This window comes from Nocardia yamanashiensis NBRC 100130 (assembly GCF_001613325.1).
Classification (GTDB): domain Bacteria; phylum Actinomycetota; class Actinomycetes; order Mycobacteriales; family Mycobacteriaceae; genus Nocardia; species Nocardia yamanashiensis.
This window is the reverse complement of sequence record NZ_BDCD01000023.1, coordinates 101,816-114,039: the sequence shown is the minus strand read 5'-3', so window position 1 is coordinate 114,039 and position 12,224 is coordinate 101,816. Positions and strand designations below refer to the sequence as shown.

8 protein-coding genes are annotated in these 12,224 nt (G+C 67.7%); 1 reads left to right on the top strand and 7 read right to left on the bottom strand.

Annotated features, from left to right (window positions below):
• The first annotated feature begins 42 nt into the window (after nucleotides 1-42).
• Nucleotides 43-1,440 carry an FAD-binding oxidoreductase gene (locus NY1_RS27305; RefSeq protein ID WP_067719325.1) on the top strand — a complete coding sequence of 466 codons (1,398 nt, stop codon included), beginning with the start codon at nucleotides 43-45 and terminating at the stop codon, nucleotides 1,438-1,440.
• Between the two features lie 236 nt (nucleotides 1,441-1,676).
• Here the strand turns inward: NY1_RS27305 and NY1_RS27300 are convergent, their stop codons facing one another.
• From NY1_RS27300 to aceE, 7 genes are all read right to left on the bottom strand, one after another.
• Nucleotides 1,677-3,440, bottom strand: a complete 1,764-nt coding sequence (locus tag NY1_RS27300; RefSeq protein ID WP_067719322.1) for a penicillin-binding transpeptidase domain-containing protein — start codon at nucleotides 3,438-3,440, stop codon at nucleotides 1,677-1,679.
• 138 nt (nucleotides 3,441-3,578) lie between these two features.
• A complete protein-coding gene (locus tag NY1_RS27295; protein WP_067719320.1) occupies nucleotides 3,579-5,009 on the bottom strand; it encodes an acyl-CoA carboxylase subunit beta in 1,431 nt (476 codons plus the stop codon).
• Between the two features lie 162 nt (nucleotides 5,010-5,171).
• Complete coding sequence (locus NY1_RS27290; protein ID WP_067719318.1) at nucleotides 5,172-6,422, bottom strand: KasA/KasB family beta-ketoacyl-ACP synthase; 1,251 nt, start codon at nucleotides 6,420-6,422, stop codon at nucleotides 5,172-5,174.
• Nucleotides 6,423-6,430: 8 nt separating this feature from the next.
• Nucleotides 6,431-6,733 carry a meromycolate extension acyl carrier protein AcpM gene (acpM, locus tag NY1_RS27285; protein WP_067719315.1) on the bottom strand — a complete coding sequence of 101 codons (303 nt, stop codon included), beginning with the start codon at nucleotides 6,731-6,733 and terminating at the stop codon, nucleotides 6,431-6,433.
• Between the two features lie 103 nt (nucleotides 6,734-6,836).
• A complete protein-coding gene (locus tag NY1_RS27280) occupies nucleotides 6,837-7,751 on the bottom strand; it encodes an ACP S-malonyltransferase (RefSeq protein WP_067719312.1) in 915 nt (304 codons plus the stop codon).
• Between the two features lie 127 nt (nucleotides 7,752-7,878).
• Nucleotides 7,879-9,183, bottom strand: coding sequence for a PucR family transcriptional regulator (locus NY1_RS27275; protein ID WP_439956044.1), 1,305 nt, complete (start codon nucleotides 9,181-9,183; stop codon nucleotides 7,879-7,881).
• Nucleotides 9,184-9,228: 45 nt separating this feature from the next.
• A complete protein-coding gene (gene aceE, locus NY1_RS27270) occupies nucleotides 9,229-12,150 on the bottom strand; it encodes a pyruvate dehydrogenase (acetyl-transferring), homodimeric type (RefSeq protein ID WP_439956043.1) in 2,922 nt (973 codons plus the stop codon).
• Nucleotides 12,151-12,224: the final 74 nt, after the last annotated feature.

Genomic DNA, 12,224 nt, shown 5'->3' with positions numbered 1-12,224 from the left:
GGAAAGTGACACCGACATCGCCGGATCGAAGGAGCTGGACCCATGACCACTGTCGGCGTGGATATCGAGAAACTGCGGGCGGCCATCGGCGGGCCGGTGATCAGCCCGGGCGATGCGGAGTACGACCAGGCGCGCCAGGTCTGGAACGGCGGCATCGATCGCCGGCCGGCGCTCGTCGTCCGCCCGGGCAGCGCGGCCGGGGTAGCGGAGGCGGTGCGGCAGGCGCGCCAGTACGGCATGGACCTGACCGTGCGCGGCGGCGGGCACAACTATGCCGGGCACGCGGTCGCCGACGACGCCATGCTGATCGACCTGGGCGGGCTCGACGCCGTCACGGTGGATCCGGCCGCGAAACTCGCCCGCGTTGGTGGCGGCGCGACCTGGGCGCAGGTCGACGGCGCGACCACGGCTCACGCCTTGGCCGTCACCGGCGGTTTCATCAGCACCACCGGCGTCGGCGGCCTGACCCTGGGCGGCGGCATGGGCTGGCTCACCCTGCGGAACGGATTGTCCTGCGACAGTGTGATTTCCGCCGAGGTCGTCACCGCCGACGGCCGCATCGTCACGGCCTCGGCGGACGAGAACCCGGACCTGCTCTGGGCGCTGCGCGGTGGCGGCGGCAACTTCGGCATCGTCACCGAATTCACCTTCGCCCTGCACGATCTCCCGCCGCTGGCGCAGGCGACCCTGCTGTGCTGGACACCCGAGGACGGCGCCGCCGGCTTCGCCGCGGGCCGGGACCTGGTCGAAGCCCTGCCGCCCGGCTACTGCGCCGCGATCATGGCGGTGCACGCGCCGCCCGCCCCCTTCGTCCCCGAGAAATACCACTTCACACCGGGATTCGTGGTGGCGATCGTCGGCTTCGGCACCCCCGGGGAACTCGCCGCGGTCGTACAACCGCTGCGCGCCGCGACCCCCGCCCCCGCCTGGGAACTCGTCACGCCCATGCCCTACACGGCGCTCCAACAGATGTTCGACGAGGGCGCGCCACGCGGCCTGCCCGCCTACGAAAAGGCGCTCTACGTCGACGATCTCAGCACCGAAGTGATCGCCACCATGATCGAGCAGTTCCAGCACAGCGGCTCCCCGCTCTCGATCATGCCGATCTTCCCGATGCGCGGCAGATACTCCGAAACCCCCGACGCCGCCACCGCCTTCGGCGGCTCCCGCCGCCCCTGCTGGGGCATCAATATCAGCGCCCTGTGCGTCGATCCGTCCCAATACGCCGCCGAACGCCAATGGGTCCGCGACTGCTGGGACGCCCTCCGCCCCCACGCCCGGTCAGGCGCCGGCTACATCAATTTCCTCGCCGACGACGACCAGCAACGCGTCCGGGACACCTACGGCGACAAAAACTCACGTCTCGCCGACCTCAAAGCATTGTGGGACCCCCACAACGTCTTCCACCACAACGCCAATATCCGCCCGAGCGGGTCGTAGCAGCGCGGCCGCGGGCAGGCCTCGTCCATGCCCCGAACCGCCGTGACTCTGGTGCGCGTCCCCACGGTCATCCCGGCGTCTCAGTCGGAATCTCACCAGCAGCGAGTGCGATGGCGATGCGAGGTAACCAGCAGCGAGTGAGATTCCGGCCAGATGCGTGCCGGAATGACGGGGGAATTGGGCCGAAACCGGCCCCCAAAGTGGCTGCGAGTACGCCGGAACGAGGGGTTCGAACCTCAGCGCGGTGCGCGCAGCATCCGGCCCGCCGCTTCGACCGCCGGGCCGGAACTGCCCGCGTCGTAGATGAAGACGGCGAAGGCCAGGTCGCCGGAGATGCCGACGAACCAGCCGTGGGCGTGTTTGTCGTCGATGTATTCGGCGGTGCCGGTCTTGCCCATCAGGTCGGGGATGTCGTTGAGGGCGGTGGCGGTGCCGGCGGTGACGGTCTCGCGCATCATGGGTTTGATCTGGGCGGGGATGTCGGCGGGCAGCGCCGGGGGAGTACGGTCCGGTTTGCCGGGTTGGCCGGTCACCACGGTGGGGGCCGGGACCGAACCGCGGGCGATAGAGGCCGCTACCAGGGCCATGCCGAACGGGGTCGCCACCACGGTGCCCTGGCCGATGCCGGCTTCGACGCGGGCGGCGGGGGTGTCGGCGGCCGGGACCTTGCCGGTGACCGTGGTCAGTCCCGGTGTCACGTAGTCGATTCCGAGGCCCAGTTGCAGGCCGGCGTTGGTGAGGCCGTCGGCGGGCAGCTGGACGGCGAGCTTGCCCATGGTGGTGTTGCAGGATTTGGCGAAGGCGGTGTGCAGGGGGACGTTTCCGAGGTCGAAGTTGTTGTCGTTCGGGATGACGCGGCCTTCGATGTTCGCGCTGCCCGGGCAGGCCACCACAGTGTCGGGGGTGACCAGGCCGGCCTGCAGCGCGGCCGACACCGTGACCGTCTTGAAGGTGGAACCGGGCGGATAGAGGCCGGTCAGCGCGATCGGTCCCTGCGCGTCGGCGGCCGAATTCTGGGCCATGGCAAGCACATTGCCGGTCGAGGGCTGCAGGGCGACGATCGCCGCCGCCTGGCCGATCGGCGCGAGGGCGGCTTCCGCCGCGCGCTGCCAGCCGATATCGAGGGTGCTGCGAATATCCTCGGTCGGCTTCGCGTCCTGTCCCGCGACGCGCACCGTGCTGCCGTCGGCGGTGGTGGCCCGCACCGCCCAGCCGGTCGCGGCATCGGCCTGCTGCTGCCAGAGATCGGCCAGGCCCGACAGGGTCGGCGAGGCCAGCGCCCGGTCAGTGGTGAGCAGGCGGGTCTGCTTCACCAGCGTGACGCCCGGCACCGCCGCCAGCTGCTGTTCGATCGGCGCGATATCGCCCTCGCGGAGCGTGATCGCGGTGACCGTCTTGCCCTGCGCCCCAGCCAGATCCGCGGCCAGCGATTCGGCCGTGATGCCCGGCGACACCGGGCCCAGCAGCGCGGCGGCCGCCCCGGTATCGGCGCCCGGAGCCAGATTCACCAGCGTCACGACCTGCTGCGTCATCAATTCCCCGCCACCGGAATCGAGAATCCGCGCCGGTTTCGCGTACGCCGCCCCGTAGCTCAGCGGCCCCTGATCCAGCCCCGGCGCGACCGTCGCCGGATTCCAGTGCACCTTCCACCCGTCGGCATCCTTGGCGGTCCCCGACGTGGTGTAACTCCACTCGTTCTTCCCGTCCTGCCCCAGCTTCCAGGTGGCGGCCAGGGTGAAAGTCCCGTCTCCGCCGTCCTTCTTGGATTCGCGCACCTCGAACTTCACCTGCTTGCCCAGCCCGTCGTACAGCGGCCCGAGCGCATCGGCCGCCGCCTTCGGATCATCGGTGAGCGCCGCTGCGGCCGAGACATCGTCTGCGGTCAATGCGTCCGCGAATCGCTCGGCCACCGATTTCGGCTGCTCCGGCCCCGACGAGCAACCGGCCACCGCCAGTACGGGTACCGCGAACAAGGTGAGAATCCTGAGGGGGGTACGCACTCACCCGACCATACCGACCGCGCCGGAACATCCTCCGGCGCTCGCCGTGCGTGTCATGCCGGAATGACGGGGGAGTGGGCGCGAAAGCAAACGGGCCGCCTCGTCCGAGGCGGCCCGTTTACGTTGTCCTGCAATCGCTTACAGCGGAATGTTCTTGTTGTGCTGCGCCCGCGACGGCGCCGCGGCCAGTGCGGCGGCGATCGTGGACCGGGTCTTGGCCGGGTCGATGACCGCGTCCACCACCCCGATGTCCATGGCGCGCTGCACGCCACCGGCGATCGCCTCGTGCTCGGCGGTCAGCCGCTCCAGCATGGCCTCGCGCTCGGATTCCGGCGCCGCGGCCAGGGCCTTCTTGTGCAGAATGCCGACCGCGGCCTTGGCGCCCATGACCGCGACCTCGGACCCGGGCCACGCGTAGACCGCGGTGGCGCCGAGCGAGCGCGCATTCATGGCGATGTAGGCGCCGCCGTAGATCTTGCGGGTCACCAGGGTGACGCGCGGAACCCGGGCTTCGGCGAAGGCGTGCAACAGCTTCGCGCCGCGGCGCACCACGCCCTCGAATTCCTGCGAGACGCCGGGCAGGTAACCCGGGACGTCGGTGACCACGATCAGCGGAATGCCGAACGCGTTGCACAGCCGCACGAAACGCGAAGCCTTCTCGGCGCTTTCGGAGTTCAGGCAGCCGCCCAGGCGGATCGGGTTGTTGGCCAGCACGCCGACGGTGCGCCCGCCGAGCCGGCCCAGACCCACCACCATGGAGCGCGCGTACCCGCCCTGCAGTTCCTCGAAAGAGCTTTCGCCGTCGACATTGTCGAGCAATTCGTTGATGATCGGCTTGACGTCGTAGGCGCGCTTGGCCGACTCGGGCATCATGGCCTTGAGGTCGACATCGCCGTGCTCGGCGGCGGCCAGATCGAATTCGCCCTGTTCGGCGAACATCGAGACCAGGCGGCGGGCGCGGTGCATGGCATCGGACTCGTCATCGGCGACGATATGGCAGACGCCGGACTTCTTGCCGTGCGTGATCGGACCGCCCAGGGTCGCCATGTCCACGCTCTCGCCGGTCACCGTCTTGACGATGTCCGGGCCGGTCACGAAGACGCGCCCCTCGGGAGCCATGATCACGATATCGGTCAGCGCGGGACCGTAGGCGGCGCCACCGGCGGCGAAGCCGAGCACCACGGAGATCTGCGGCACCTGGCCGGACGCGCGGACCATGGCCTCGAAGACCAGTCCGACGGCGTGCAGGGCCTCGACGCCCTCGGCGAGCCGGGCGCCGCCCGAATGCCAGAGGCCGACAACGGGAATCTTGGAGTCGATGGCGGTATCGATCGCATCGACGATGTGCTTGCAACCCTCGACGCCCATGGCGCCGCCCATGACGGTGGCATCGGAGCAGTAGGCCACGGTGCGGACACCATCGACCTCGCCGATCGCGGCGAGCACGCCGGACTTGTCGCGCGGGTGCAGCGGCAGCAGGGTGCCGGGGTCGAAGAAACGCTGCAGACGACCCATCGGGTCACGGGGATCGGTGGTGGTGTCAGCGTGAGCGGGAGCCATTATGGTCATCGCGAACTCTCCTCAGAAAAAGGGAAGTGCGGTCGCTGAGAGCGGCTGCGAAATGTCGAAGTCCCGGCGGGGGACTGGTGCGGGATCACCATCCAGATCCCCGCCGGGACCACTTGTCTTACTGACCGGTTCTAGAACTGCGCGGTTTTCTAGAGATGCGCGTCAGTACCGGCCGAAGGCGAGCGCGACATTGTGCCCACCGAAACCGAAGGAGTTGTTGATCGCGTACTCGATGTCCTGGCGGCGAGCCTCGCCGTGCACGACATCCAGGTCGATCTCCGGATCCTGGTTCTCGAGGTTCAGCGTCGGGGGGACGATGCCGTCCCGGATGCTGAGGACCGTGAGCACCGACTCGAGCGCGCCGACGGCGCCGATCGAGTGGCCCAGGGCGGACTTGGGCGCGTACACAGAGGCGTGGCCGACGCCGGCCTTGTGAATCGCGTTCTTCTCCGCGACGTCACCGATCGGGGTGGCGGTCGCGTGGGCGTTGACGTGCGTGATGTCCTTGGCGGTCAGACCGGCGGTCTGCATCGCGCGGGACATGGCACGACCGGCGCCCGTGCCCTCCGGATCCGGCGCCACCAGGTGGAAGCCGTCGGAGGTGATACCCGCGCCCATCAGACGAGCGTGGATGGTGGCGCCACGAGCCTTGGCGTGCTCCTCGGTCTCGATGACCATGAGCGCGCCCGCTTCGCCGAAGACGAAGCCGTCGCGGTCCTTGTCGAACGGACGCGAAGCGCCCTTCGGGTTGTCGTTGCGGGTCGACATGGCGCGCATCATGGAGAACGCCGCGATCGGCACCGCATCGATGAAACCTTCGACGCCGCCGGTGACCATGATGTCCGCGTCACCCATGGCGATCATGCGCCACGCGTTGGCGATGGCCTCCGAACCCGACGAGCACGCCGACACGGGAGTGATGACGCCGGCGCGCGCCTGCAGTTCGAGGCCGACGACAGCGGAAGGACCGTTCGGCATGACCATCTGAACGGCCAGCGGCGAGATCTTGCGGTAGCCGCCGTTCTTCAGCTTGTCGACCGAATCGATGAGGGCGTCGCCGCCACCGAGCCCGGTACCGATCGCCACACCCAGCCGCAGCGGGTCGACCTCGGGGGTACCGGCGTTCTTCCACACTTCGCGGCCGAGCACCATGGCCAGCTGTTCGACGTACGCCATGCGACGGGCCTCGACCCGGCTCAGCAGCGTGTCGGGGCGGACCTTCAGGTGCCCGCCGATGCGGACCGGAAGGTCGTACTCGGCGACGAAGTCGTCCTCGAGGGTATCGATGCCGCTCTCACCGTTGAGGAGGCCCTTCCACGTCGCATCGACGTCACCCGCGATCGACGTGGTCGCCGCAAGGCTGGTTACGACGACGTTGGGGAAGTTCCCGTTCAAAGTGGAAGGAGTGGTCACGGTGAGTCCTACTCGCCCGCGCCGAACTTGCTCTTCAGCTCGGCGGCCGCGTCGGAGTTCTCGGCCTCGAGCTTCTGGATGTAGGAGACGGCGTCACCGACGGTCTTCAGGCTGGCCAGATCCTCGTCCGGGATCTTGACGCCGTACTTGTCCTCGGTCTGAACGGCGATCTCGACCATCGACAGCGAATCGATGTCCAGGTCGTCGACGAAGGACTTCTCGATGGTGACCTCGGAGGGCTCGATACCGGTCACCTCTTCGATGATCTTGCCAAGCTCTTCGACGATCTGTTCCTGGGTCAAAGCGGCCACTTGAGTGGCTCCCTTCTAGCTGTAGTGGGTCGGATTGTTTTGTATTGCAGTTGCGGTCCGGGACGCTTCCACGCCGTTGAGGAAAGCAGGACCGCGAGCCAAGCTAGCCCGCCGAAACGAGATCGGCGAACGCGGGGAGGTCCGCGGGGGTCTTCAGCGCCAGGTTCGGGGTGCCCTTGAGCTCCCGCTTGGCGATGCCGACCAGGGTTCCGGCCGGCGGCAGCTCTGCCACCGCGGAAACCCCTGCCGCACGGACGGTTTCGGTGCACAGGTCCCAACGCACGGGGCGGGTGACCTGAGCCGCGAGCTTATCGATCGCATCCTGCGCGGAGCTGACCGGCCGGCCGTCGAAGTTCGACAGCAGGGTCCGCACCGGCGCACTGGGCGCGATCTTGGAAATGGCTTCCGCCACGGCGTCCTGGGCCGGGGCCATGAACGCGGTGTGGAAGGCGCCGGCGACCGGCAGGGCGCGCACGCGCGCCTTTTCCGGCGGGTTGGCCGCGAGGGCTTCGAGCGCCTCGAGCTTACCCGCCGCCACGATCTGGCCCACCGCGTTGCGGTTGGCCGGGATCAGGCCGAGTTCCTCGAGCCGGGCGAGCACGACGGCTTCCTCACCGCCGAGCACCGCGGACATACCGGTGGGCTCGAGTGCGCAAGCCTTGGCCATCTCCGCACCGCGGATGGCGGCCAGTGCCACCGCGTCATCGGCGGAGAGGACTCCGGCGACGGCAGCGGCGGCGAATTCGCCGACCGAGTGTCCGGCGACGATGGTATCCGCGGGAACCGAATCCTGCGGGATTTCCGCGAAGGCGAGCAAAGCGGCAGCGACGACGAGCGGCTGAGTGACCGCGGTATCGACGATCTCTTCAGCGGTCGCAGTCGTGCCCAGCCGCAGCAGGTCCAACCCCGAGGCCTTCGACCACAGCTCGATGCGGTCGACCGCACCGGGAAGTTCCAGCCAAGGGGTGAGCATGCCGGGTGTCTGGGAGCCCTGTCCAGGGGCGAGCAATGCGATCACGCCTTAAGAAAACACTGTGAGGTGGCTCTCCGAAGATGTCGGCGCGAATGAAGCTTCGTTGGCAGTTTTGTGAGGAGTCCACAAAAGACCTAGTGGGTCGTCCCGATCGCCCGATTCGCTATTCGCGTTACACACCATCCACGGGATCTGTGACGGGAGTCACATCTGTGGCTGGTGAGGGTGATTCGTTACGAGTTCGAGTCAGGCGACCTACTGTGGCAGCGATACGTAACACGTAGGCATCGCGCGGATTCATCGGATCCCGCCCCGTGATGTCGGCGATTTTCTTCAGCCGATAGCGGACGGTATTTGGATGAACGTACAGCAGGCGGGCGCAGGTCTCGACAGCTCCGCCACAGTCCAGATAGGCATCGAGGGTGTCCGAGAGGTCCGCGCTGGCGGCGGCCAACGGTAGCACGAGATGTTCGTTGAGGGCGTCCACCGCGGCACGGTCACCCAGCAGCGCCCGCTCGGGCAGCAGTTCGGTGGCGTGCACCGGGCGTGGCGCGCCGCGCCAGCCGACCACCGCCTCCATGCCGGCCATGGCCTCCACCGAGCTGACGTGCGCGGCCGAGAGGGTGCGCATGGTCGGGCCTATTACCACGGGGCCATCGGAGAAGACCTCGGCGAGCAGATCGGCGAGAAAGGGGGAGGGATATAAGGGATCGCCCAGATGGCCGCTGACCACCATCACCAGGCGCGAGCCCTGGACCACGGCGAGGGCATTGCGGCCGTGCCGCGCCGCCACGCTGTGCACCGAACTGCCCACGGCGACCTGATCTTTGGGTGGGGTGCCGACCAGGACCGTGGCGGGAGCGGTGGCATCCCAATTGAGAGTCGCTGCGCGGGAAAGCATTTCGGGTCCGGTGTCGCCGCGTACCACGGCGTCCACGACCAGGGCTTCCAGCCGGGTGTCCCACGCGCCGCGGGATTCGGCGGCGCTGGCGTACACCGAGGCGGCCGCGAAACCGAGCTCACGCCCGTATCGCAGCACCGCCTCGGTCAGCGCCACCAGCTGCCGGTCGTTGCGCGCCAGCGCGGGCAGCCACTGTTCGAAGAACTCCATGGCCACGCGGACCATGTCGACGGTCTGGCGCAGCGTGAGCCGCCGCGCCAGATCGTCGGGGATGACCTGGAAAGCGTCCAGGCTGAACCTGATATCGCTCTCCGGGTCCTGCAACCATTCCAGGAAGTTGACCACCGCCGTCTGCACCAGCATCTGGACGCCGGCGCGCTGGGCGGCGTCCAGATTGGCGAAGAACGGCAACCGATCCTGCATGGACGACACAGCCTCGGTCGACAGGCGACCGGAGAACTGCTTGACCCGCTTCAGGAGGGTGTCCGGAAGCGGATCGCGCGTCTGCCGATTCGGGGAGAGGGCGCCGGTGGGGAGGTAGACCTCGTGTGAGGAGGAGGTGCCTTCTTCGTTTATCCGGCGCGGCCTCGGCGGTTTGCGTTCCACAGTATTAATGGTCCGTTATGCGTCGCCGCCCTCGGAACCCGGTGCCGCCGTCGGCGCGGCGTTCACATCGTCGATGCGGTACTTGGCCGCCGCTTCGGCGACCGTCGACGGGGCGATCTTCCCTTGAGCTGCGAGTCCCTGCAGCGCGCCGACCACGATCGAGGCGGCGTCCACATTGAACACGCGGCGCGCGGCCGGGCGGGTGTCGGAGAAACCGAAACCGTCCGTGCCGAGCGTGACGTACTCGCCCGGCACCCACTGGCGGATCTGATCCGGCACCGCGCGCATCCAGTCGGAGGCGGCCACGAAGGTCTGACCCTTCGCGATCGACAGCGCCTGGGTCACGTACGGCTCGCCCGGATCCTGGTCCGGGTGGCGCAGTTTCGCGATCTCCTTGGCGAGCGCGTCCTTGCGGAGCTCGCCCCACGAGGTCACCGACCACACATCGGCCTGCACGCCCCAGTCCTCGGCCAGCATCTGCTGCGCGCGCAGACCGTCGGGCATGGTGACGCCTGCGACCAGGATATTGGCGCGCAGGTCGCCCGCACCGCCCGGCTTGTACCGGTAGATGCCCTTGAGCAGGCCCTCGACATCGAGGTTCTCCGGCTCGGCCGGCTGCTGCTGCGGCTCGTTGTACAGGGTGATGTAGTAGAAGATGTCCTCGCCGCCGAAATCGTGGTGCACCGAATGCGCCTCGGGATCGGTGCCCGGCAGGGCCTCCTGGTAACCGGTGATGCCGACGCCGCCGCCGTACATCCGGCGCATACCGTCCCGCACGATGTGGGCGATCTCGAACGCGAACGCCGGATCGTAGGGGACGCAGGCCGGGTTGGTGGACGCCAGCAGCAGCGAGTGACCGTCGTTGTGCTGCAGGCCCTCACCGGTCAGCGTGGTTCGCCCGGCGGTTGCTCCGAGCACGAAACCGCGCGCCATCTGATCCGCCGCGGCCCAGATTCCATCGCCGGTGCGCTGGAAGCCGAACATCGAGTAGAAGATGTAGAGCGGGATCATCGGCTCGCCGTGGGTGGCGTAGGACGTGCCCACCGCGGTGAAGCTGGCCGTCGAACCAGCCTCGTTGATGCCCTCGTGCAGAATCTGGCCGACCGGCGACTCTTTGTAGGCAAGCATCAACTCGGCGTCGACCGATGTGTACAACTGGCCGTTGCGGTTGTAGATCTTCAACGACGGGAACCACGAGTCCATACCGAAGGTACGGGCCTCGTCGGGAATGATCGGCACGATGCGCTTGCCGATCTCCTTGTCGCGCAACAGTTCCTTCATCAGCCGCACGAAGGCCATCGTGGTGGCGACGGACTGCTTGCCCGAGCCCTTGCGGATGGAGCGGTAGGCCTCATCGCCGGGGAGTTGCAGAGGCTTTGCCGCCGTGCGCCTCTCGGGCAGGAAACCGCCCAGCTGCTGACGCCGGCCCATCATGTACTGGATCTCCGGCGCATCCATGCCGGGGTGGTAGTACGGCGGCAGGTAGGGGTTCTTCTCCAGCTCCGCGTCGGTGATCGGAATGCGCTGCACGTCGCGGAACGCCTTCAGATCATCGAGGGTCATCTTCTTCATCTGGTGCGTGGCATTGCGGGCCTCGAAGTGCTTGCCCAGGCCGTAGCCCTTGATGGTCTTGGCGATGATGACCGTCGGCTGGCCCTTGTGCGCCATGGCCGCCGCGTACGCCGCGTAGATCTTGCGGTAGTCGTGGCCGCCGCGCTTGAGGTTCCAGATATCGCCGTCGGACAGGCCCTTGACCAGTTCCTTGGTGCGCGGATCGCGACCGAAGAAGTGCTCGCGCACATACGCGCCGTCATTGGCCTTGTAGGTCTGGTAGTCGCCGTCGGGCGTGGTGTTCATCAGGTTCACCAGGGCGCCGTCGCGGTCGGCCTGCAGCAGCGAATCCCACTCGCGGCCCCAGACCACCTTGATGACATTCCAGCCGGCGCCGCGGAAGAACGACTCCAGCTCCTGAATGATCTTGCCGTTGCCGCGTACCGGGCCGTCCAGGCGCTGCAGGTTGGCATTGATGACGAAGGTCAGGTTGTCCAGGCCCTCGTTGGCGGCGACCTGGATCAGGCCGCGCGATTCCGGCTCGTCCATCTCGCCGTCGCCCAGGAACGCCCACACGTGCTGATCGGAGGTGTCCTTGATGCCGCGATCGTGCAGGTAGTGGTTGAACCGGGCCTGGTAGATGGCGTTCATCGGGCCCAGACCCATGGAGACCGTGGGAAATTCCCAGAAGTCCGGCATCAGCCGCGGGTGCGGGTAGGAGGACAGGCCGTGGCCGGGGCCGCCGTGCGAGTACTCCTGGCGGAAGCCGTCCATCTGGTCTTCCGTCAAGCGCCCTTCCAGGAAGGCGCGGGCGTAGATGCCGGGGGAGGCGTGGCCCTGGATGTAGACCTGGTCGCCGCCGCCGGGATGATCCTTGCCGCGGAAGAAGTGGTTGAAGCCGACCTCGTAGAGCGCCGACGAGGACGCGTAGGTCGAAATATGGCCGCCGACACCGACTCCCGGCCGCTGCGCGCGGTGCACCATGACCGCGGCATTCCAGCGGATGTAGGCCCGGAAGCGCCGTTCGACCTCTTCGTCGCCGGGGAACCAGGGCTCGTTCTCGGTGGGGATGGTGTTGACGTAGTCGGTGGAGGTGAGGGCCGGAATGGCGACACGGCGTTCACCGGCGCGCTCGAGCATACGCAGCATCAAGTAGCGGGCGCGGCCCGGGCCTTCGCGTTCGAGCATCTCGTCGAACGAATCCAGCCATTCGCTGGTTTCCTCCGGATCGATGTCCGGAAGGTATGACGCCACCCCCTCGCGAATCACTCGAACCCGGCCCCCAGCCGGGCGCTTGCCAGCCGGTCCATTGTTCGGACTCGACGAAGAAACAGGGTGCATCAGGTCGGTCAAGACATTTGCTCCTCGTACACAGGGGTGGGACATCTGATGGCGTCAAACCCCGGGCAGGCACTGTGGTGGGCACCTGCCCGTAACGATTGGTTCTGGGGCGCATCTCA

Bases quoted from the DNA above. Each gene is read 5' to 3' on its own strand.
- aceE (WP_439956043.1), bottom strand. From the start codon at position 12,150: ATGTCCCACCCCTGTGTACGAGGAGCAAATGTCTTGACCGACCTGATG.
- NY1_RS27295 (WP_067719320.1), bottom strand. From the start codon at position 5,009: ATGACCATAATGGCTCCCGCTCACGCTGACACCACCACCGATCCCCGT.
- NY1_RS27305 (WP_067719325.1), top strand. From the start codon at position 43: ATGACCACTGTCGGCGTGGATATCGAGAAACTGCGGGCGGCCATCGGC.